Below are 19,935 nucleotides of genomic sequence, written 5' to 3'. Positions count from 1 at the left end.
AACGGTTCTCATCCGCGCCGGGGGACAGTCGCTGAGACGGACAGCCACGGGCTGGTCCGGCCCGAGCGGCGCGACGTCCACCCAACACGGCTCCCAGGCGGTTGCCGGTCGCAGATCAACCCATCCCGACAACCTCGACTCGGTCTCCCCGCAATCCGGCGAAGAACCAAAAAAAAGCCGCGGCTTGCGCCGCGGCTTTTCCTTTTCGAGCTTCGAGCGAGGCTCGGGCGGACCTTACATGTCCATGCCGCCCATGCCACCCATGCCGCCCATGCCGCCGCCGCCCATGGCGGGGGCTTCGTCCTTCGGCGCTTCGGCGACCATCGCTTCGGTGGTCAGCATCAGCGACGCGACGGACGCGGCGTTCTGCAGCGCGGTGCGGGTCACCTTGGTCGGGTCCAGGATGCCCATCTCGATCATGTCGCCGTAGCTGTCGTTGGCAGCGTTGAAGCCGTAGTTGCCCTTGCCACCCAGCACGGCGTTGATCACCACGCTCGGCTCGCCGCCGGCGTTGGCGACGATCTCGCGCAGCGGGAATTCCACGGCCTTGAGCACCAGCTTGATGCCGGCGTCCTGGTCGGGGTTGTCACCGCGCAGCTCGCCGATGGCCTGGCGGGCACGCAGCAGCGCCACGCCGCCGCCGGCCACGATGCCTTCTTCCACGGCAGCGCGGGTGGCATGCAGCGCGTCTTCCACGCGGGCCTTCTTTTCCTTCATTTCCACTTCGGTCGCGGCACCGACCTTGATCACTGCAACGCCGCCGGCCAGCTTGGCCACGCGCTCCTGCAGCTTCTCGCGGTCGTAGTCGCTGGTGGCTTCCTCGATCTGCACGCGCACCTGCTTGACGCGCGCTTCGATGTCGGCAGCGGCACCGGCGCCGTCGATGATCGTGGTGTTTTCCTTGCCCACTTCGATGCGCTTGGCCTGGCCCAGGTCGGCCAGCGTCACCTTCTCGAGCGTCAGGCCGACTTCTTCCGAAATCACCTTGCCGCCGGTCAGGATGGCGATGTCTTCCAGCATGGCCTTGCGACGGTCGCCGAAGCCCGGGGCCTTGACGGCCACGACCTTCAGGATGCCGCGGATGGTGTTGACCACCAGGGTGGCCAGCGCTTCGCCTTCGACTTCCTCGGCGATGATCAGCAGCGGGCGCGAAGCCTTGGCCACCTGCTCGAGGACGGGCAGCAGGTCACGGATGCTGGAAACCTTCTTGTCGTACAGCAGCACGAACGGGTTGTCCAGGAGCGCGGACTGCTTCTCGGGGTTGTTGATGAAGTAGGGCGACAGGTAGCCGCGGTCGAACTGCATGCCTTCCACGACATCCAGCTCGTTCTGCAGGGACTTGCCGTCTTCGACGGTGATCACGCCTTCCTTGCCGACCTTGTCCATCGCGTCCGCGATGATCTGGCCGATGGATTCGTCGCTGTTGGCGGAGATGGAGCCGACCTGCGCGATTTCCTTGGAGGTGGTCGTCGGCTTGGAGGCCTTCTTCAGCTGCTCCGTCAGGGCCAGCACGGCCTTGTCGATGCCGCGCTTGAGGTCCATCGGGTTCATGCCGGCGGCCACGTACTTCATGCCTTCGCGCACGATGGCCTGGGCCAGCACGGTGGCGGTGGTGGTGCCGTCACCGGCGTTGTCGCTGGTCTTGGAAGCGACTTCCTTGACCATCTGCGCGCCCATGTTCTGGAGCTTGTCCTTCAGCTCGACTTCCTTGGCGACGGACACGCCGTCCTTGGTCACCGTGGGGGCGCCGAACGAGCGCTCGAGCACCACGTTGCGGCCCTTCGGGCCCAGGGTCACCTTGACCGCGTTGGCCAGGATGTTCACGCCTTCGACCATGCGGTGACGCGCGTCAGCGCCGAAAACAACGTCTTTAGCTGCCATGTTCTGTTACCTCAGTGAATTCAATACGGGGTGATGAAGGGGGGGGCGCCTCAGGCGACCTTCTTCAGGCCGGCGGGCTGGCCTTCGACGACGGCGAACAGGTCGTCTTCCTTCATGACCAGCAGTTCGTCGCCTTCGACCTTGACGGTCTGGCCGCTGTACTTGCCGAACAGGACGCGGTCGCCGACCTTGACGTTCAGTTCGATGGTTTCGCCCTTGTCGTTCTTGCGGCCGGGGCCGACGGCCAGGACTTCACCCTGGTCAGGCTTCTCGGCGGCGTTGTCCGGGATCACGATGCCAGAGGCCGTCTTGGTTTCTTGTTCCAGGCGCTTGACGATCACACGGTCGTGCAGAGGACGAAGTTTCATTGCATCTCCTTCAATGAGGGGTGGACATCAAAAAGCGCCAACTGAAAGTCAGCGCTCATTAACTGACGTGGAGGGTGGTTCCAGCTCCGCTGTTAGCACTCATCTCCAACGAGTGCTAATGATAAGGGAGTTCTTGTCGGTTTCAAGCGGGGCCGGACGTAGGGAGTGACCTACTTTCCGTTTGACGCGGCTCAAGCGCGAAATGGCCGCCCGGCCTCATCCTTTCGGGGGATCCTGTGAAACAAATATTTACGAACACCCCGGCCGCAAGCTGATCTTTGCTCGGCGCACCGGAAGAGAGAAGAAAATGGTTGTACCCCTCATGGCGCGGATCGCCCGCGCCGGCAGCATCCGGGCCCGCCTGGCCACCACCTTTGCAGCCTTCATCGTCCTGCTGGCGGCCATGGCCGGCGTCGGGGCGTGGCGGCTGGCGGACCTCCAGGGCGTCACCCACACCATGGCCACGGTGAACCTGCGCATGGAGCGCCTCGTGGGCGAGTGGCTCTCGCAGTCGCGCACCAACGCCGTGCGCGCGACCGTCCTCACCTACTCCAGCGACGCGAACCTGAAGCGCCTGCTGGCGGAGCCCGAGGCCGCCACCGACAAGCGCATCGCCGAGCTGCAGCGCGAGATCGAGCCGCTGCTGGACTCCGCCGAGGCCCGCGCGCTGTTCGGGCAGGTCGGCGCGCGCCGCGCCGCCTACCTGGCCATGCGCGCGGAAGTCGGCAAGCAGATGGAAGCGAAGGACGAGGAGGGCGCGCTCTACACGATGGACCAGAAGATGTTCCCGGCCCTCGATGCGTACGTCGGCGCGATCCAGTCGCTGGCCGGCCATTATTCGCAGCAGGTGAGCCGCGATGCGGCGGCCGCGGCGCGCAGCGCGGAATCCGGCCGGGAACTGCTGGTGGCCTTCTGCGCCGGCGGCATGCTGCTGGCGATCCTGGCGGCGGCGTTCATCACCCGGTCCATCACCCGCCCGCTGCGCGAGGCCGTCGCGACGGCGCAGCGCGTGGCCGAGGGCGATCTCACGGCCCACATCGACACCGACACGCGCCATGAAATGGGGCAGCTGCTGCGCGCGCTCGACACCATGGCCCGCAACCTGCGCACGCTGGTGAGCGGCGTCGCCGAAGGCGCCCGCATGGTGGCCGACAGCAGCGCGCAGATCGCGCAGGGCAATGCGGACCTGTCGCACCGCACCGAGGAGCAGGCCGGCACGCTGGAGGAAACGGCCAGTTCCATGGAGGAGATCACTTCGACCGTGGAGCAGAACGCGGAGCATGCCTTGCGCGCCAAGGACCTCGCCTCGCAGGCCGCGGGCGTCGCACGCGAAGGCGGCGACGCCATGCGGCAGGTGGTGCGCACCATGGACGGCATCGCCGCGGCCTCGCGCCAGATCAACGACATCACGGGGGTGATCGACGGCATCGCCTTCCAGACCAACCTGCTGGCCCTCAATGCGGCCGTGGAGGCCGCGCGGGCCGGCGAGCAGGGGCGCGGCTTCGCGGTCGTCGCCGGCGAGGTGCGCACGCTGGCGCAGCGCAGCGCCGAGGCGGCGCGGGAGATCAAGGCGCTGATCGCCAACGCCTCGGGCCAGGTCGATACCGGCACGCGCGAGGTGGATGCCGCCGGCCGCAGGATCGCCGCCATCGTCGATTCGGCGGACCAGGTGCACCGGCTGGTGGCGGACATCGCCCTGGCGACGCGGGAGCAGAGCAGCGGCATCGCGCAGGTCAACGCCGCGGTGACCGAGATGGACCACGTGGTGCAGCAGAACGCCGCCCTGGTGGAAGAGGCCGCCGCGGCGGCGGAGTCCATGAAGGAGCAGGCCGCCTTGCTGCTGCAGCGGGTGGCCCGCTTCCGGCTCGAGGAGGCCGTGGCCGCGGCGACGCCGGCGCAGGACGAGCCGGTGCCGGCTATCCGCGCAGGCTGGGGAACAGTTTCCCCAGCCCTTCGGCCATGACCTCCACGGCCAGCGCCGCCAGGATCAGCCCCATCAGCCGCGTCAGCACGTTGATGCCGGTCTTGCCCAGGATGCGGGCGATCGGCTCCGCCAGCGCGAAGCACACCGCGGTGACCAGCGCGATCACCACGCCGTAGCCCACCAGCACCGCCAGGTCGAAGGCATTGCGGGCGCGCTCGGCGTAGATCACCACCGTGGACATCGTCGCCGGGCCCGTGAGCAGCGGGATCGTCAGCGGCACCACGGCGATGCTGTTGCCCATGGCCGCCTTCTCGGCGCCGGCTTCCATGTCGTCGCTGGCCGGCCGGGCTTCGGCCGGCTTGGCGTTGAGCATGTTCAGCGCGCTGGTGAGCAGCAGCATGCCGCCGCCCACCTGGAAGCTCGCCAGCGAGATGCCGAAGAACTCCAGGATGCGGATGCCCAGCAGCGCACAGGCCGCGATCACCAGGAAGGCGGTGATCGCGGAAACCACCACCGTGTGCCGCCGCTGCAGCGGCGACAGCCCCTGCGTGTAGTAGATGAAGAACGGGATGATCGCCGGCGGATTCACGATCGCCAGCAGGGTGATGAGGGGCTTGAATTCCATTCAGGCGCCGGCCCGCTGGGCATCGATGCGCGCCAGTTCTTCTTCGGTGGCAGGCTTGCGCCGCCCGAAGAAGCCGTAGCCTTCCATCTCCATCACCTTGTCGCCCTGCTGGTTGAACATCTCCCAGCGCGCGCGCACCATGCCCGTGTCGGGGCGCTTGCGCAGCGCTCGCGATTCCACGATCGTGTGCCGCAGCGACAGCACGTCGCCCGGGTAGACGGGCTTGAGCCACTTGAGGCTCTCCAGTCCGGGCGAGCCCTTGCTGTCGGTGTGGCGCAGCAGGTTGTCCACGGTCAGGCGCATCGCCAGGCCGCAGGTCTGCCAGCCGCTCGCCACGAGCGCGCCGAACAGGGACGCGCGCCCCGCTTCCTCATCGAGGTGGAAGGGCTGCGGGTCGTATTTCGCGGCGAACTCCCGGATCTCCTCCTTCGTCACCGAAGTGGTGCCCAGCTCGCGCACCGTGCCGGGCTGCATGTCTTCCCACCAGATCGTGACGGCCATCAGCGCCCTCCCGAGACTTCGACCAGCGACATCGTCGTGTAGCTCGCTTCCGGCGAAAGCAGCCACACGATGGCCTGCGCCACTTCCTCGGCGCTGCCGCCGCGCTGCATGGGCACGAGGTGCTGCAGTTCCCGCACGCGGTTGGGCAGTCCGCCCGAGGCGTGGATCTCGGTCTCGATCAGGCCCGGCCGCACCGCGTTGACGCGGATGCCTTCGGCCGCCACTTCCTTGGCCAGGCCGATGGTGAAGCTGTCGATCGCGCCCTTGGCCGCCGCGTAGTCGACGTACTGGCCGGGTGCGCCCAGGCGTGCCGCGGCGCTGGAGACGTTCACGATCGCGCCGCCACGGCCGCCATGGCGCGTGCTCATGCGCTTGATCGCCTCGCGCGCGCACAGGAAGCTGCCGATCACGTTGATGTCGAACATGCGTTTCAGGCGCGCGAGGCTCATCTCGTCGACGCGGGCCGGCTGGTCCACCACGCCGGCGTTGTTCACGAGGGCGGTGAGCCGACCGAGCTGAGCGTCCACCTGCGCGAACAGCGCGAGCACCTGCTGCTCGTCGGCCACGTCGCCTTGCACGGCCAGCGCGGTGCCGCCCGCCGCCGTGATCGTGCGCACGACTTCCTGGGCGGCCGCCCCGTTGCGGGTGTAGTTCACCGCCACCTTCCAGCCCTTGCGCGCGGCCAGCACGGCCGTCGCGGCGCCGATGCCACGGCTGCCGCCGGTGACCAGCAGGACTTCATCCATTGTTCTTCTCCACTGCCGCGCAAGGGCGCGGGAAGCCGCCATTACATCAAAAGCCCGTTGTTGACGCGCCCGTGCGGCTGAGGGAAGCTCGCGCCTTCCGAAATCCAGCACCTTCCACAGGAGACACGCCATGGGCCAGTTCACCGAGATCAAGGCAGCCGACGGGCAATCCATCCCCGCCTACGTGGCGCAGCCGAAGGGCCAGGCCAAGGGCGGCGTCGTGGTGATCCAGGAGATCTTCGGTGTCAACGCGCACATCCGCAACGTCGCGGACGGCTACGCGGAGCAGGGCTACCTGGCGGTCGCGCCGGCAACCTTCCATCGCGTCAAGCCGAACGTGGACCTCGGCTACGAGCAGGACGACATGCAGCAGGGCATGGCGCTCAAGACCGCCACGGAAAGCCTGCCGTCCCCCGGCGTGATGCAGGACATCGAAGCGGCGATCCGGCATGCGTCGCAGGCCGGCAAGGTCGGCATCGTGGGCTATTGCTACGGGGGCCTGCTCACGTGGCGCTCGGCGTGCATGCTGTCCGGCCTGAGCGCGGCGGTGCCCTACTACGGCGGCGGCGTCACCACGCCGGACGAAGTGGCGCGCAAGCCGAAATGCCCGGTGCTGGCCCACTTCGGCGACCAGGACCACTGGATCCCGCTGGAGAGCGTCGAGGCGTTCCGCAAGGCGCATCCCGAAGTCGAGGTGCACGTCTACCACGCCAACCACGGCTTCAACTGCGACCACCGCGCTTCCTACAACGCGGAAGCCGCGAAGCTGGCGCGCGAACGCACGCTGGCGTTCTTCGCGAAGCACCTGGGGTGAGCCGCAAGACCGTCATCCCCGCGCAGGCGGGGCGCTTCGCAATCCCCGCGCAGGCGGGGCTCCCCGTCATCCCCGCGCAGGCGGGGATCCAGGTCTTCCTCGCCCTGGCCCTCGCCTTCGGGGCGGGCGCCGCGTCCGCCGCCGACTACACCGGCCCCATCTTCGACGCCCACCTGCACTACAACGAGGAAGCCTTCAACGGCAGCGAGGGCCCGCACCCGCTGCCCGACGTGCTGGCGCGCATGCAGCGCAACGGCGTGCGCGCCATCGTCGCCAACTCGCGGCCGAACGAGGGCACGCGCTCGCTGGCGCAGGCGCCGCAGACGCGCCAGGCCGGCGTGACGGTCGTGCCCTTCGTGCGCCTGTACCGCACGCGCGCCGACTACACCAGCTGGTTCCGCGACGAGTCGATCTACGAGATGGTGCAGGCGGAGCTGGCGCGCGGCACCGCCGCCGGCCCCTACCGGGGGCTGGGCGAATTCCACCTGTACGAATCGGCGAATGCGAACGGGCCGGTCGCGCGCAAGCTGATGGCGCTGGCGGAGGAGCAGGACCTCGCGGTGCTGGCCCACGTGGACGACGCGGCCATCGACCTGCTGATGGCGCACACGCCGTCGAAGGGCGCGAAGGCGCGCCTGATCTGGGCGCACACCGGCATCGGCGGCGCGCCCGTCGCGCGCGTCGACCAGCTGCTGGCGAGGTACCCGCGCCTGATGGGCGAGCTGTCCTACCGCCCCGGCCTCACCTGCGAAGGCGGCAGGCTCTGCCCCGAGTGGCGCGCGCTGCTGATGAAGTACCCGACGCGCTTCCTGCTCGGGTCGGACACCTGGATCAACCAGCGCTGGCTGTACTACGACGACACCATGAAGGGCTACCGCACCTGGCTGGGCGACCTGCCGGCGGACGTGCAGCGCCGCATCGCCTGGGACAATGGCGCCGCCCTGTTCGGGCTGAAGACACCATGACCCTGAAACTGCACTACTACCCCGCCACGGCGGCGATGATCCCGCACATCCTGCTGGAGGAACTGGGCGTGCCCTACGAGCGCGTGTTCGTCGACCGCGCCAACGACGAACACAAGCGCCCGGAGTACCTGAAGCTCAATCCCAACGGCACGCTGCCGGTGCTCACCGACGGCGACTTCGTGCTGTACGAAACCGCCGCGATCGTGCTGCACCTGTGCGACCGGCATCGCGAGGCGCGGCTCGCACCCGCGCCCGGCACCCTGGAGCGCTCGCACTTCCACCAGTGGCTGATGTGGCTCACGAACACGCTGCAGGCGACGCTGATGGTGTACTTCTACCCCGAGCGCTGGGTGAAGGAAGGCAACGTGGAAGGCGCGGCCGAAGTGAAGGCCAAGGCGCAGGAACGCGTGGGCCCGCTGCTGGACCAGCTCGATGCGCTGGTGGCGCGCCATGGCGGCCCGTGGCTGCTGGGCGCGCAGTACTGCGCGCTGGATCCGTACGCGTTCACGCTGTGCCGCTGGACGCGCAACTTCAGCGCCGGCAAGGCGCGCGAACGCAGCCACCTCGGGTCCTACCTGCAGCGCGTGAGCGAGCGGGCGGCGGTGCAGCGGGTGTTCGCCGCCGAAGGCCTGTCAGCCCCCTGGTTCTGAGGCCCCCGGGGACTGCGCCAGCAGCCGCAGCAGCGTGAGCGCGTCGCCGGCGGCGGCGCCCGAGGCGGTGTTGTCGAAGATGCACCACACCTGCGCGCCTTCGGCCTGCGCCAGCCGCATGCGCGCGGCCAGCGCCGCCAGCACGCGGGGCGCATACGCCGAGTAGTACATGCGTGGCGAGCCGTGCAGCCGCACGTAAACCTGTTGCGGCCATCCGCCCGGCCAGGCGCCCGGGGCGTGCCGCACCGGGTCCGCCAGCACGCGGGCGATGCGCAGCTCGCGCAGCAGCGCGTCGGCGTCCGCCTCGAACCAGCTCGCGTGCCGCGGCTCCATCGCGAGCGCTCCCGCGAAGCGTTCGCGCAGCAGCGCGAGGAAGGGCGCCGCGACGGACGCGTCGAAGGCGAAGCTGGGCGGCAGCTGCACCAGCAGGCACCCGAGCTTGTCGCCCAGGTGCCCGGCCTCGGCGAGGAAGGCGTCCAGCAACCCCCCGCAATCCACCAGCCGTCGCTCGTGCGTGATCGTCTTCGGCAGCTTGGCGCTGAAACGGAAGCCCGCCGGCACCGCCGCCGCCCAGCGCTCCCACACGAAGGGCTTGTGCGGCCGGTGGAACGAGGAGTTGATCTCCGCCACCGGAAAGCGCGTCGCATAGCGCGCCAGGTGGCTTTCGCCCGGGCCGAACTGCTCCTGCACGTCGCGCGGCAGGCTCCAGCCCGCGCAGCCGACCAGGATCATCGGGTGGACCCGACCCGGATCACCGGGTGGCCTTGCCCTTGTCGCGGTGCAGCGGCGGCTGCCCCGACTGCTCGCGGAAGGCGTCCTCGATCTGGCGCGCCAGCGTCTCGGGACGGGTGGCCTGTTCCAGCACTTCGACCTCGGGGTCGACCTCCTCGGTGAGCCCCATCTTGCGCGACATGCGATCGAGGATCTGCAGGATCTTGGTGTTCTCCTGCTCCGCCAGCAGGTTGATCTGCAGGTCCAGCTGGCTGCGCCGCTCGGTCACGCGCATCTCGTAGTTCTGGCTGATCAGGATGAAGGACGACAGGAAGATCGCCTCCAGCGACACCACCAGCGTGAGGAAGGTGAAGGGATACGGGTCGAAGTGCGGCACCCGCGGCATCGCGTTCCAGGCGATCCAGAACGCGAACACCGCCGCGTGGATCCACACGAAGGTGATGCTGCCGCAGAACCGCGCCACGAATTCGGCGATGCGGTCGGCGGCGTTGCGCTTGGTGATCGCCACCTGTTCCAGCTTGCGCATCGCCTGCACGTTCTCGCGCGTGAGGTCCGCCACGGTGCGCGGCCGCCGGTAGTTGGAATGGTTGGTGTTCGTCATCGGTGGCCCGTCCGCGCGAGGTAGCGTTTGCGCCAGAACACGACGCCGAGCGCCACGGCGATGAAGGCCATCGCGCCGAGCGTCCACCAGAAGCCCGTGGCCTGGTGGATCAGCGGCAGCAGCTCGAAGTTCATCCCGAAGATCCCGGCGATCAGGTTCAGCGGCAGGAAGATCGCGGTGAGCGCGGTCAGCGTGCGCATGATGTCGTTGGTGCGGTTGCCCACCGCGGAAAAGTGGATCTGCACCGCGGTTTCCGCGCTCTGCTCCATGCGGTTGACGTGGTGCACCACGCGCGCCACGTGCTCCACCACGTCGCGGGCGCGCGCCAGCAGGCCGTCGCGCTCGGACTGGGACATCCACGGCGGCGGCTGCTCGCGCTGGCTGTCCAGCCATTCCTGCATCGCGTCGTTCTGTTCCTCGCACAGATCCTGCAGCGTGTGCAGCGCGTTGCGCGCCGTCATGAGCGCGCCCCAGTCCGCCTCCGCCGCGTTGTTCGGCGCCAGCAGCGCCTGCTGCCAGTGATCGAGCTCGGTGCTGAGCACCTTGCGCAGGTCCAGGTAGCTGTCCACCACCAGGTTCAGCATGCGCAGCATCAGGTCGGCGGCGCTGGCGGGCAGGCGGCTGCGCGCTGCGGCGCTCAGGCCTTCGTTGTGCAGGGCGTCCTGCAGGTAGCGCTCGATGAAGGAGCGGGCGGCGAAGCAGCCGGCCGGGTGCACGGTGATCAGGAGCCGGTCGAACACGACGAAGCCGAGCGCGCGCGTGCGGATGCGGCTGAAGGCCGACAGCGGCGCCTTCCTGGCCACGGCGGCTTCGCCCAGCTCCGCGTGCACCTCCGCCTCGGTCGCCAGGCGCCGGAAGATCACCAGGTCGTAGACCGAGGTGTAGTCGTAGCTGGAAGGGTGGCCGCGGTTGCCGAGATCCTTGACGTGCAGGTCCAGCAGCGGCGAGCCGCCGAGGGCCTGCGCGGCGCGCTGCAGCACGGCCAGGTCTTCCTCGAGGTGTTCCCGCTCGAGGTAGATCCAGACGAAGCCGTCCTGCGGCGCACGCGCGGGGAGGTGGTCCAGGAATCGCAGCGTGCCGGCACCGAATTCGACGATGTGCACGGCGCGGATTGTCTCAGGCTCCGCCGGGCCGCCTCAAGGAGCCTGCGGCCCCCTCGGGGGGCAGCGACGACGCGCAGTGCGGAGCTCGGGGGTTCATGTGCTTCAGGAGCGCAGCTTGCGCGCGGCGTCGAGGGCGAAGTAGGTCAGGATGCCGTCAGCCCCCGCGCGCTTGAATGCGAGCAGGCTTTCCAGCATGACCAGGTCGTGGTCCAGCCAGCCGTTGGCGGCGGCGGCCTTGAGCATCGCGTACTCGCCGGACACCTGGTAGGCGAAGGTGGGGACCTTGAATTCGTCCTTCACGCGCCGCACGATGTCCAGGTACGGCATGCCGGGCTTGACCATCACCATGTCGGCGCCTTCGGCCAGGTCCATCGCCACCTCGCGCAGGGCCTCGTCGGTGTTGCCCGGGTCCATCTGGTAGACCTTCTTGTTGCTCTTGCCCAGGTTGGAGGAGGAGCCGACGGCATCGCGGAAGGGGCCGTAGAAGGCGCTCGCGTACTTGGCGCTGTACGCCATGATCCGGGTGTGGATGTGGCGCTCGCCTTCGAGCCCCTGGCGGATCGCGCCGATGCGGCCGTCCATCATGTCCGAGGGCGCGACGATGTCGACGCCGGCCCGGGCCTGCGTCAGCGCCTGCTTGACCAGCACCTCCACCGTCTCGTCGTTCAGGATGTAGCCGGTTTCATCCAGCAGGCCGTCCTGGCCGTGGCTGGTGAAGGGGTCCAGCGCCACGTCGGTCATCACCCCCAGCTCCGGGAATTCCTTCTTCAGGCGCTGCACCGTGCGCGGCACCAGTCCCTCGGGGTTGAAGGCCTCGCGGCCGTCCGGCGTCTTGAGCGACTGGTCGATCACCGGGAACAGCGCCAGGCACGGCACCCCCAGCTTCATGCACTGCTCCGCCACCGGCAGCAGCAGGTCGATGCTGACGCGCTCCACGCCGGGCATGGAGGCGACCGGCTGGCGCTGCTTCTGGCCGTCCAGGACGAACACCGGGTAGATGAAATCGTTCGCCGTGACGGCGTGCTCGCGTACCAGATTGCGCGTGAACTCGTCACGCCGCAGCCGCCGGGGCCGGCCGTGGGGATAGGGGGCGAAGAAGGAGGTCATGAGGAAAATTGTGCCCCAAGCCGGGGCGGGATCAGTGTTGGCGGGCTCCGGAGGGGGCTGCCGCCTCCCGGCGGCAAGGGCCTGCCGAGCGTCAGAGAACTTAAGCCTTTCTGCTTGAAAGCCGAACTGTGCGCTGCTAAATTACGCCTCGGGCGGCTTGCCGCCCCCCGCTTTTCCTCCCTGAGCGGGCGCCTTGATGTGTGACAGCAAAAAGGCTTCCCACCCCGGCCGAAAGCCGGGGCTTTTTTTTGCCTGGGCGAGCCCGGCCGCGCGGGGCCTTGCCCCGCCGGGCGCAACCCCGCAGCATGGGCCCTTCGTACACTGCGCCCCATGCTCTGGATCAAGGCCTTCCACATCTTCTTCGTGGCCAGTTGGTTCGCCGGCCTGTTCTACCTGCCGCGGATCTTCGTGAACCTGGCCATGGTGCCGGCGGGCTCGGACGCCGAGCGCGAGCGGCTGCTGCTCATGGCGCGCAAGCTGCTGAAGTTCATGACCCTGATCGCGGTGCCGGCGCTGGCGCTGGGCCTGTACCTGTGGCTGGGCGTCGGGGTCGGGCGCGGCCAGGGCTGGATGCACGCGAAGGTCGTGATCGTGATCCTCATCGTGGGCTACCACCACGCCTGCTCGGTGCTGCTGCGCAAGTTCGAGGCCGGCGCCAACACGCGCGGCCACGTCTGGTTCCGCTGGTTCAACGAGATGCCCGTGCTGTTCCTGCTCGGGGCGACGCTGCTCGTGGTCCTGAAGCCCTTCTGATCCGAGATGCACAAGACCTCGGCCTGGCCGCTGGCGGGGGCGTACGCGCTGCTGGTGGTGTACGCCAGCCTGTACCCCTTCGCGGGCTGGCGCAACCAGGAGATCGCGCCGTGGGACTTCCTGTTCGCCGGCTGGCCGCGCTACTGGACGGGCTTCGACGTCGCCGCCAACGTGGTCGGCTACGTGCCGCTGGGCTTCCTGCTGGCGCTGAGTTTCCTGCGCCGCGGCAACGTGCGCTTCTTCGCCGGGCATCCCAACCTCGCCGCGATCGGCGTGGCCGTCGGCTCCGGCACGCTGCTGTCGCTGTGCATGGAGTCGCTGCAGAACTTCCTGCCGTCGCGCGTCGCCTCCAACGTGGATTTCGGCCTCAACGTGGCCGGCACCCTGATCGGCGCCGGCCTGGCCGCGGGGCTCGAACTGGCCGGCGTGCTCGCGCACTGGAGCCGCTTTCGCGAGCGCTGGTTCATCCCGCAGGCACGCGGCGCGCTGGTGCTGCTGGCGCTGTGGCCGTTCGCGCTGCTGTTCCCCGCGGCCGTGCCCCTGGGCCTCGGGCAGGTGCTGGAGCGGCTGGAGACCTTCGTCGCCGACTGGCTGCAGGACACGCCCTTCCTCGAGTGGCTGCCGGTGCGCGACGTCGAACTGCAGCCGCTGGTGCCCGCCGCCGAACTGCTGTGCGTGGCGCTGGGCGCCTTCGTGCCCTGCCTGCTGGGGTACACCATCCTGCGCTCCGCCGGACGCCGGGCCGTGTTCGCCCTGGTGACCATCGCGCTGGGCACGCTCGTCACCGCCCTGTCGGCGGCGCTCAGCTGGGGGCCGACGCATGCGTGGGCGTGGCTGAGCCTTCCGGTGCGGCTGGGCCTGCTGTTCGGGCTGGTGCTGTCGGCGCTGATGCTCGCCGTGCCGCGGCGCGGTTGCGCCGCCGTGCTGCTGCTGGCGCTGATGATCCACCTGAGCGTGTTGAACCAGGCTCCCGCCAGCGCGTACTTCACGGACACGCTGCAGGCCTGGGAGCAGGGCCGCTTCATCCGCTTCAACGGCCTGGCCCAGTGGCTCGGGTGGCTGTGGCCGTATGCCGTGCTGGTGTATGTGCTGCTGCGGGTCTCCCGCCCCGAGCGGACTCCTAGAATCCCCGCATGACCGCGCCCACCCCGCCCCAGTACTACGAGCACCACATCTTCTTCTGCCTGAACAAGCGCGACAACGGCGAGGCCTGCTGCGCGGACCACGACGCCCAGGCGGCGTTCGACCGCTGCAAGTCGCAGGTGAAATCCCTCGGCCTCAACGGTCCCGGCAAGGTGCGCGTGAACAAGGCGGGCTGCATGGACCGCTGCCAGGGTGGGCCCATCGCCGTGGTCTACCCGGAAGGGGTCTGGTACACGTATGTCGACGAGAAGGACATCGACGAGATCGTCGAGTCCCACCTTCGCGACGGCAAGGTGGTGGAGCGCCTGCTGACGCCGCCGCACCTGGGCCGCTGATGATCGCGCAGACCGAAAGGCTGGAGCTTGAAGGCCCGGCCGGTCGCATCCAGCTGCTGCGCAACGCGCCCGAGAGCGGCTCGCGCGGCATCGCCGTGATCGCCCATCCGCATCCGCTGTTCGGCGGCACGATGGACAACAAGGTGGTGCAGACGCTCGCGCGCGCCTTCGTGCAATCCGGCTGGACGGCGCTGCGCTTCAACTTCCGCGGCGTCGGGGCGAGCCAGGGGACGTACGACGAAGGCCGTGGCGAAGCGCAGGACCTGCTGGCCGTCGTGCGCGAGCTGGCCGGCGAGGGGCCGATCGCGCTGGCGGGCTTTTCCTTCGGCGCCTATGTCACCGCGCAGGCCGTGCAGGCGCTCTGGGGCACGCGCGACGTCCGGGCCGTCGTGCTGGTGGGAACGGCCGCGTCGCGCTTCCCCGTTCCGGCGCTGCCGGCCGAGTCGCATGAGCGCACGCTGGTCATCCATGGCGAGGTCGACGACACCGTGGTGTTGTCTTCCGTGCTCGACTGGGCCCGGCCGCAGTCACTCCCCGTGACGGTCGTTCCCGGGGTGGAGCACTTCTTTCACGGACAATTGCCCCTCTTGAAGAACCTGGTGGTCCGCCACCTGCGCACCCTCGAATGAAAGCCCGTTGGATGCGGGCGCTCCTCGCGCCCTGGCTGGTCTTGGTGTCCCTCGTCGCGGCGGCGCACGTGCCGCAGCCCCCGGAAGTCGCCGCGCGCAGCTACCTGCTGATGGACGTGAGCGCCAACCAGATCCTGGCGCAGCGCGAGATCGACGCGCCCGTCGAGCCGGCGTCGCTCACCAAGCTGATGACGGGCTACCTCGTCTTCGAGGCCCTGAAGTCCGGGAAGATCGACATCCGGCAGCCGATCCGGATCAGCGAGCGCGCCTGGAAGATGCCCGGCTCGCGCATGTACATCGACCCGAAGATGCAGGTGCCGGTGGACGACCTGATCAAGGGCATGGTCGTGCAGTCGGGCAACGACGCGACGGTGGCGCTGGCGGAAGCGGTGGGCGGCACCGTGGAGCACTTCGTCGAACTCATGAACCAGCAGGCCAGGGCGCTGGGCATGAAGAACACCACGTTCAAGAACCCCGAGGGCCTGACGGCGCCCGGCCACACCACGACCGCGCGCGACCTGAGCATCCTCGCCACGCGGCTGATGCAGGACTTCCCCGAGGACCTGCCGTACTACGCGATCAGGAAGTACCGCTACCAGGGCACGCCGACGGCCAACGACACCAACCGGAACCTGCTGCTGTTCCGCGACCCCACGGTGGACGGCCTGAAGACCGGCCACACCGAGGCGGCCGGCTACTGCCTCGTCGCCACGGCCAGGCGCGACTTCCCCAACCTGCAGGGCCGGCGGCTGCTGGCGATCGTGCTCGGCGCCTCGAGCGAGGTGGCGCGCGCCAACGAGGCGCAGAAGCTGCTGAACTGGGGCTTCACGGCGTACGAGGGCCTGAAGCTGTTCGACGCCAACCAGCCCGTGCTGCAGCCGCAGGTGTGGAAGGGTTCGGAGAAGGTGGTGAAGCTGGGCCAGCCGCAGCCGATCGTGCTGGCGGTGCCTACCGGCGGCAGCTCGAACATCAAGACCCAGGTGGCGCGCCCGGACCCGCTGGTCGCCCCGATCCAGAAGGGCCAGCAGGTTGCCACGCTGAAGATCCTGGCCGGCGACCAGGTCCTGCGCGAGGTGCCGCTGGTGGCGCTGGAGGGCGTGGAGCAGGCCGGCATCTTCGGCCGGGCGTGGGACGCGGTGCGGTTGTGGATCAAGTAAGTACCCGCTGGTCGGGACGCGGGCGTTTCCCGTAGGCTGGGGGTGGAGGCGCCAGCCGCAACCCCAGCGATGCGCGAAAGCGCTGGGGTTTCGCTTCGCTCCACCGCCAGCCTACCCCACCGCCCCACCGCCCCACCGCCCCACCGCCCCGGCGCCCCGGCGCCCCGGCGCCCCGGCGCCCCGGCGCCCCGGCGCCCCGGCGCCCCGGGCCCCGGGCCCCGGGCCCCGGGCCCCCAGCCCGGCCGTCATTGCGGGTTTTCACCTCCCGGGATATACTCGCGGGCTTTCCCGCAATTTGGGGCGGGGAAGCTTTTTCCGTTTCACAGACGCTTAGGGACGTTTTTAATGCCAACCATCAACCAGCTCGTGCGTCAGGGGCGCGAGGTCGAAAAGACCAAGTCCAAGTCCCCCGCGATGCAGAACAGCCCCCAGCGCCGTGGCGTGTGCACCCGTGTGTACACCACGACGCCCAAGAAGCCGAACTCGGCCCTGCGGAAGGTCGCCAAGGTGCGCCTGACCAACGGCTTCGAGGTCATCTCGTACATCGGCGGCGAAGGCCACAACCTGCAGGAGCACTCGGTGGTGCTCGTGCGCGGCGGCCGCGTGAAGGACCTGCCCGGTGTGCGCTACCACATCGTCCGCGGTTCGCTGGACCTGCAAGGCGTCAAGGATCGCAAGCAGTCCCGTTCCAAGTACGGCGCCAAGCGCCCGAAGAAGGCTTAAGCAGCCAGTCGTAGTTTGTCGGTGCTCGTTCGGCCCTGGCAGGCTGAATCAGCGTAGTGACCCGGTGTTGGGTCGAGTAAGTGGGATGTCCTGATGGCTCCCGCGGCCGGTCGGAAGACCTGGCCAACTGAAGCAAAGTGAGAGGTTTGAAATGCCACGTCGTCGCGAAGTCCCCAAGCGTGAAATCCTGCCGGATCCCAAGTACGGCAATGTCGAACTCGCCAAGTTCATGAACGTGATCATGCAAGGCGGCAAGAAGGCGGTCGCCGAGCGCATCGTCTACGGTGCCCTCGAGCAGATCGAGAAGAAGAATCCCGGGCGCGATCCCGTGGAAGCCTTCACCATGGCCATCGCCAACGTCAAGCCGATGGTCGAAGTGAAGTCCCGCCGCGTCGGCGGCGCGAACTACCAGGTGCCGGTCGAAGTCCGCCCGGTGCGCCGCCTGGCGCTCTCGATGCGCTGGATCAAGGAAGCCGCCAAGAAGCGCGGCGAGAAATCGATGGCCCTGCGCCTGGCCAACGAGCTCATGGAAGCCACGGAAGGCCGCGGCGGCGCCATGAAGAAGCGTGACGAAGTGCACCGCATGGCGGAGGCCAACAAGGCCTTCAGCCACTTCCGCTTCTAAGAATCGTCCCCATCTAGGAAGGTGCGGGCCCGCCACGAGCGGGCCCTCGCCCATTGACCGAAAGACTCATCATGGCCCGCAAAACGCCTATCGAGCGCTACCGCAACATCGGTATCTCCGCTCACATCGACGCCGGCAAGACGACGACCACCGAGCGCATCCTGTTCTACACCGGCGTGAACCACAAGATCGGTGAAGTGCACGACGGCGCCGCCACCATGGACTGGATGGAGCAGGAGCAGGAGCGTGGCATCACGATCACCTCCGCGGCCACGACCTGCTTCTGGAAGGGCATGGACCTGTCCTACCCCGAGCACCGCTTCAACATCATCGACACCCCCGGCCACGTGGACTTCACCATCGAGGTGGAGCGTTCCATGCGCGTGCTGGACGGCGCCTGCATGGTGTACTGCGCCGTGGGTGGCGTGCAGCCCCAGTCGGAAACCGTCTGGCGCCAGGCCAACAAGTACAAGGTGCCCCGCCTCGCGTTCGTCAACAAGATGGACCGCACCGGCGCGAACTTCTTCAAGGTCTACGACCAGATGCGCGTGCGCCTGAAGGCCAACCCCGTTCCGATCGTGATCCCGATCGGCGCGGAGGAGAACTTCACCGGCGTGGTCGACCTGCTGAAGATGAAGGCCATCATCTGGGACGAAGCCTCCCAGGGCATGAAGTTCAACTACCAGGAGATCCCGGCGGAACTGGTGGAAAGCGCCAAGGAATGGCGCGAGAAGATGGTCGAGGCCGCCGCCGAAGCCTCCGAGGAACTGATGAACAAGTACCTCGAGGAAGGCGACCTGAACGAAGCCGAGATCAAGCTGGGCCTGCGCACGCGCACCATCGCCACCGAGATCCAGCCGATGCTGTGCGGCACCGCGTTCAAGAACAAGGGCGTGCAGCGCATGCTCGACGCCGTCATCGACTACCTGCCCTCCCCGGTGGACATCCCGCCGGTCAAGGGCATGGACGAGCACGAGAAGGAAACCTCGCGCCGCGCCGACGACAGCGAGAAGTTCTCCGCGCTGGCGTTCAAGCTGATGACCGACCCGTTCGTGGGCCAGCTGACCTTCGTGCGCGTGTACTCCGGCGTGCTGTCCAAGGGCGACACCGTCTACAACCCGGTGCGCGGCAAGAAGGAACGCATCGGCCGGATCGTGCAGATGCACGCCAACAACCGCCTGGAAGTCGACGAGATCCGCGCCGGCGACATCGCCGCCTGCGTCGGCCTGAAGGACGTGACCACGGGCGAAACCCTGTGCGACCCGAGCTCGATCCTGACCCTGGAGCGCATGGTCTTCCCCGAGCCGGTGATCCGCCAGGCCGTGGAGCCCAAGACCAAGGCCGACCAGGAGAAGATGGGCGTCGCGCTGCAGCGCCTGGCCGCCGAAGACCCGTCGTTCCGCGTGAACACCGACGAGGAATCGGGCCAGACCATCATCGGCGGCATGGGCGAGCTGCACCTGGAAATCATCGTCGACCGCATGAAGCGGGAATTCGGCGTGGAAGCCAACGTCGGCAAGCCGCAGGTGGCCTACCGCGAGACGATCCGCCGCAAGGTGACCGACCAGGAAGGCAAGTTCGTGCGCCAGTCGGGCGGCAAGGGCCAGTACGGCCACGTCGTCTTCACGGTGGAGCCGAACGAGACCGGCAAGGGTTTCGAGTTCGTCGACATGATCAAGGGCGGCGTGGTGCCGCGCGAGTACATCCCGGCGGTGCAGAAGGGCGTGGAAGAAGCCCTGAACTCCGGCGTGCTGGCCGGCTACCCCGTGGTGGACGTGAAGGTCTCGCTGACCTTCGGTTCGTACCACGAGGTGGACTCGAACGAAAACGCGTTCAAGATGGCCGCCATCTTCGGCTTCAAGGAAGGCGCGAAGAAGGCTTCCCCGGTGATCCTCGAGCCGATGATGGCCGTGGAAGTCGAGACGCCCGAGGAATACGCCGGCAACGTGATGGGCGACCTGTCGTCCCGTCGCGGCATGGTGCAGGGCATGGACGACATGCCCGGCGGCGGCAAGACCATCAAGGCCGAAGTGCCGCTGTCGGAAATGTTCGGCTACTCCACGACGCTGCGCTCCATGTCGCAGGGCCGCGCGACGTACACGATGGAGTTCAAGCACTACGCCGAAGCTCCGAAGAACGTCGCCGAAGGCATCATCGCGGCGCGCACGAAGTAATTCAAAACCGGACTGCCGGACGCAGAGGACGCAAAGGGTACGCAGAGGACGCAGAAAAATCCTTTCAGGGATTTCTGTCTCTTTTGCGTTCTCTGCGTACCCTTCGCGTCCTCTGCGTCCGGTTCCCGTATTTGTCTGCGACCCAGCGCCTCCCGTTGCCCGTGGCGAGAGAACCAGCAGCAGGGTGCAGACGTAAAACCATCACACGGGCATAGCTCTTTTTTCTGGAGATTTTTCAATGGCAAAAGGCAAGTTCGAGCGGACCAAGCCGCACGTCAACGTGGGCACCATCGGTCACGTCGACCACGGCAAGACCACGCTGACCGCGGCGATCACGACGGTTCTCTCGCAGAAGTTCGGCGGTGAGGCCAAGGCGTAC

General features: G+C 68.1%; 22 protein-coding genes. 13 read left to right on the top strand and 9 right to left on the bottom strand.

What is annotated here, in order from left to right:
* Positions 1-234 precede the first annotated feature (234 nt).
* Positions 235-1,881: a chaperonin GroEL gene (gene groL, locus WG923_RS19540; RefSeq protein WP_340352663.1), complete on the bottom strand. Its 1,647-nt coding sequence runs from the start codon at positions 1,879-1,881 to the stop codon at positions 235-237.
* A 50-nt stretch (positions 1,882-1,931) separates the two neighbouring features.
* On the bottom strand, positions 1,932-2,249 hold the full coding sequence (gene groES / locus WG923_RS19535; RefSeq protein ID WP_340352662.1) for a co-chaperone GroES: 318 nt from the start codon (positions 2,247-2,249) through the stop codon (positions 1,932-1,934).
* A 307-nt stretch (positions 2,250-2,556) separates the two neighbouring features.
* Between groES and WG923_RS19530 the strand changes: the two genes are divergently transcribed.
* Positions 2,557-4,212 (top strand): methyl-accepting chemotaxis protein, encoded by a 1,656-nt coding sequence (locus WG923_RS19530; protein WP_340352661.1) that lies wholly within the window; start codon positions 2,557-2,559, stop codon positions 4,210-4,212.
* Here the strand turns inward: WG923_RS19530 and WG923_RS19525 are convergent.
* From WG923_RS19525 to WG923_RS19515, 3 genes are read right to left on the bottom strand one after another with little or no spacing between them, the layout of a single operon-like run.
* Entirely contained in the window at positions 4,166-4,798 is a 633-nt protein-coding gene (locus WG923_RS19525; protein WP_340352660.1) for a MarC family protein, read from the bottom strand. The two genes, WG923_RS19530 and WG923_RS19525, sit on opposite strands and share 47 nt — an antisense overlap.
* Complete coding sequence (locus WG923_RS19520; protein ID WP_340352659.1) at positions 4,799-5,299, bottom strand: MaoC family dehydratase; 501 nt, start codon at positions 5,297-5,299, stop codon at positions 4,799-4,801.
* Positions 5,299-6,045: an SDR family oxidoreductase gene (locus tag WG923_RS19515; RefSeq protein WP_340352658.1), complete on the bottom strand. Its 747-nt coding sequence runs from the start codon at positions 6,043-6,045 to the stop codon at positions 5,299-5,301. The genes WG923_RS19520 and WG923_RS19515 overlap by 1 nt, the downstream gene beginning before the upstream one ends.
* A gap of 130 nt (positions 6,046-6,175) precedes the next feature.
* Here WG923_RS19515 and WG923_RS19510 point away from each other — a divergent pair, with 130 nt between their 5' ends.
* From WG923_RS19510 to WG923_RS19500, 3 genes are all read left to right on the top strand, one after another.
* Positions 6,176-6,859 (top strand): dienelactone hydrolase family protein, encoded by a 684-nt coding sequence (locus WG923_RS19510; RefSeq protein ID WP_340352657.1) that lies wholly within the window; start codon positions 6,176-6,178, stop codon positions 6,857-6,859.
* Between the two features lie 86 nt (positions 6,860-6,945).
* Positions 6,946-7,824 (top strand): amidohydrolase family protein, encoded by an 879-nt coding sequence (locus tag WG923_RS19505; RefSeq protein WP_340352763.1) that lies wholly within the window; start codon positions 6,946-6,948, stop codon positions 7,822-7,824.
* Positions 7,821-8,474, top strand: coding sequence for a glutathione S-transferase family protein (locus WG923_RS19500; RefSeq protein WP_340352656.1), 654 nt, complete (start codon positions 7,821-7,823; stop codon positions 8,472-8,474). Before WG923_RS19505 ends, WG923_RS19500 begins: the two co-directional genes overlap by 4 nt.
* On the opposite strand, the gene WG923_RS19495 is transcribed toward WG923_RS19500, so the two are convergent.
* The 4 genes from WG923_RS19495 to hemB all read right to left on the bottom strand — a co-directional run bounded on the left by WG923_RS19495 (position 8,457) and on the right by hemB (position 12,017).
* Positions 8,457-9,206: a DUF72 domain-containing protein gene (locus tag WG923_RS19495; RefSeq protein ID WP_340352655.1), complete on the bottom strand. Its 750-nt coding sequence runs from the start codon at positions 9,204-9,206 to the stop codon at positions 8,457-8,459. The genes WG923_RS19500 and WG923_RS19495 overlap by 18 nt on opposite strands.
* Positions 9,207-9,225: 19 nt before the next feature.
* Positions 9,226-9,807, bottom strand: coding sequence for a DUF1003 domain-containing protein (locus tag WG923_RS19490; RefSeq protein WP_340352654.1), 582 nt, complete (start codon positions 9,805-9,807; stop codon positions 9,226-9,228).
* Entirely contained in the window at positions 9,804-10,910 is a 1,107-nt protein-coding gene (locus WG923_RS19485) for a magnesium transporter CorA family protein (protein ID WP_340352653.1), read from the bottom strand. The genes WG923_RS19490 and WG923_RS19485 overlap by 4 nt, the downstream gene beginning before the upstream one ends.
* Before the next feature lie 102 nt (positions 10,911-11,012).
* Positions 11,013-12,017 (bottom strand): porphobilinogen synthase, encoded by a 1,005-nt coding sequence (gene hemB / locus WG923_RS19480; protein WP_340352652.1) that lies wholly within the window; start codon positions 12,015-12,017, stop codon positions 11,013-11,015.
* A gap of 330 nt (positions 12,018-12,347) precedes the next feature.
* Here hemB and WG923_RS19475 point away from each other — a divergent pair, with 330 nt between their 5' ends.
* The 9 genes from WG923_RS19475 to WG923_RS19435 all read left to right on the top strand — a co-directional run.
* The gene (locus WG923_RS19475; protein ID WP_340352651.1) at positions 12,348-12,770 is read left to right on the top strand and encodes a CopD family protein; all 423 of its coding nucleotides are present in this window, start codon (positions 12,348-12,350) and stop codon (positions 12,768-12,770) included.
* A 6-nt stretch (positions 12,771-12,776) separates the two neighbouring features.
* Complete coding sequence (locus tag WG923_RS19470) at positions 12,777-13,907, top strand: VanZ family protein (RefSeq protein ID WP_340352650.1); 1,131 nt, start codon at positions 12,777-12,779, stop codon at positions 13,905-13,907.
* Positions 13,904-14,248 (top strand): (2Fe-2S) ferredoxin domain-containing protein, encoded by a 345-nt coding sequence (locus WG923_RS19465; RefSeq protein WP_340352649.1) that lies wholly within the window; start codon positions 13,904-13,906, stop codon positions 14,246-14,248. Before WG923_RS19470 ends, WG923_RS19465 begins: the two co-directional genes overlap by 4 nt.
* A complete protein-coding gene (locus WG923_RS19460) occupies positions 14,248-14,877 on the top strand; it encodes an alpha/beta hydrolase (protein WP_340352648.1) in 630 nt (209 codons plus the stop codon). Before WG923_RS19465 ends, WG923_RS19460 begins: the two co-directional genes overlap by 1 nt.
* The gene (locus WG923_RS19455; RefSeq protein ID WP_340352647.1) at positions 14,874-16,034 is read left to right on the top strand and encodes a D-alanyl-D-alanine carboxypeptidase family protein; all 1,161 of its coding nucleotides are present in this window, start codon (positions 14,874-14,876) and stop codon (positions 16,032-16,034) included. The genes WG923_RS19460 and WG923_RS19455 overlap by 4 nt, the downstream gene beginning before the upstream one ends.
* A 345-nt stretch (positions 16,035-16,379) precedes the next feature.
* Positions 16,380-16,757, top strand: coding sequence for a 30S ribosomal protein S12 (gene rpsL / locus WG923_RS19450; protein WP_017759704.1), 378 nt, complete (start codon positions 16,380-16,382; stop codon positions 16,755-16,757).
* 151 nt (positions 16,758-16,908) lie between these two features.
* Entirely contained in the window at positions 16,909-17,382 is a 474-nt protein-coding gene (rpsG, locus tag WG923_RS19445) for a 30S ribosomal protein S7 (protein ID WP_340352646.1), read from the top strand.
* A 71-nt stretch (positions 17,383-17,453) separates the two neighbouring features.
* Entirely contained in the window at positions 17,454-19,556 is a 2,103-nt protein-coding gene (gene fusA / locus WG923_RS19440; protein WP_340352645.1) for an elongation factor G, read from the top strand.
* A gap of 238 nt (positions 19,557-19,794) precedes the next feature.
* Positions 19,795-19,935: GTP-binding protein (locus WG923_RS19435; protein ID WP_340352762.1), on the top strand; the 141-nt coding region annotated here is incomplete at its 3' end.

Origin of the sequence: Ramlibacter sp. AN1133 (assembly GCF_037890035.1) — a bacterium.
GTDB lineage: Bacteria > Pseudomonadota > Gammaproteobacteria > Burkholderiales > Burkholderiaceae_C > Ramlibacter.
The sequence above is the reverse complement of the archived record's forward strand: the minus strand, read 5'-3'. Positions and strand labels throughout refer to the sequence as shown.

What these genes read in the sequence shown, in the direction of transcription:
- groL (WP_340352663.1), bottom strand. Translation starts at nt 1,881, where the DNA reads ATGGCAGCTAAAGACGTTGTTTTCGGCGCTGACGCGCGTCACCGCATG.
- groES (WP_340352662.1), bottom strand. Translation starts at nt 2,249, where the DNA reads ATGAAACTTCGTCCTCTGCACGACCGTGTGATCGTCAAGCGCCTGGAA.
- WG923_RS19530 (WP_340352661.1), top strand. Translation starts at nt 2,557, where the DNA reads ATGGTTGTACCCCTCATGGCGCGGATCGCCCGCGCCGGCAGCATCCGG.
- WG923_RS19525 (WP_340352660.1), bottom strand. Translation starts at nt 4,798, where the DNA reads ATGGAATTCAAGCCCCTCATCACCCTGCTGGCGATCGTGAATCCGCCG.
- WG923_RS19520 (WP_340352659.1), bottom strand. Translation starts at nt 5,299, where the DNA reads ATGGCCGTCACGATCTGGTGGGAAGACATGCAGCCCGGCACGGTGCGC.
- WG923_RS19515 (WP_340352658.1), bottom strand. Translation starts at nt 6,045, where the DNA reads ATGGATGAAGTCCTGCTGGTCACCGGCGGCAGCCGTGGCATCGGCGCC.
- WG923_RS19510 (WP_340352657.1), top strand. Translation starts at nt 6,176, where the DNA reads ATGGGCCAGTTCACCGAGATCAAGGCAGCCGACGGGCAATCCATCCCC.
- WG923_RS19500 (WP_340352656.1), top strand. Translation starts at nt 7,821, where the DNA reads ATGACCCTGAAACTGCACTACTACCCCGCCACGGCGGCGATGATCCCG.
- WG923_RS19495 (WP_340352655.1), bottom strand. Translation starts at nt 9,206, where the DNA reads ATGATCCTGGTCGGCTGCGCGGGCTGGAGCCTGCCGCGCGACGTGCAG.
- WG923_RS19490 (WP_340352654.1), bottom strand. Translation starts at nt 9,807, where the DNA reads ATGACGAACACCAACCATTCCAACTACCGGCGGCCGCGCACCGTGGCG.
- hemB (WP_340352652.1), bottom strand. Translation starts at nt 12,017, where the DNA reads ATGACCTCCTTCTTCGCCCCCTATCCCCACGGCCGGCCCCGGCGGCTG.
- WG923_RS19475 (WP_340352651.1), top strand. Translation starts at nt 12,348, where the DNA reads ATGCTCTGGATCAAGGCCTTCCACATCTTCTTCGTGGCCAGTTGGTTC.
- WG923_RS19470 (WP_340352650.1), top strand. Translation starts at nt 12,777, where the DNA reads ATGCACAAGACCTCGGCCTGGCCGCTGGCGGGGGCGTACGCGCTGCTG.
- WG923_RS19465 (WP_340352649.1), top strand. Translation starts at nt 13,904, where the DNA reads ATGACCGCGCCCACCCCGCCCCAGTACTACGAGCACCACATCTTCTTC.
- WG923_RS19460 (WP_340352648.1), top strand. Translation starts at nt 14,248, where the DNA reads ATGATCGCGCAGACCGAAAGGCTGGAGCTTGAAGGCCCGGCCGGTCGC.
- WG923_RS19455 (WP_340352647.1), top strand. Translation starts at nt 14,874, where the DNA reads ATGAAAGCCCGTTGGATGCGGGCGCTCCTCGCGCCCTGGCTGGTCTTG.
- rpsL (WP_017759704.1), top strand. Translation starts at nt 16,380, where the DNA reads ATGCCAACCATCAACCAGCTCGTGCGTCAGGGGCGCGAGGTCGAAAAG.
- rpsG (WP_340352646.1), top strand. Translation starts at nt 16,909, where the DNA reads ATGCCACGTCGTCGCGAAGTCCCCAAGCGTGAAATCCTGCCGGATCCC.
- fusA (WP_340352645.1), top strand. Translation starts at nt 17,454, where the DNA reads ATGGCCCGCAAAACGCCTATCGAGCGCTACCGCAACATCGGTATCTCC.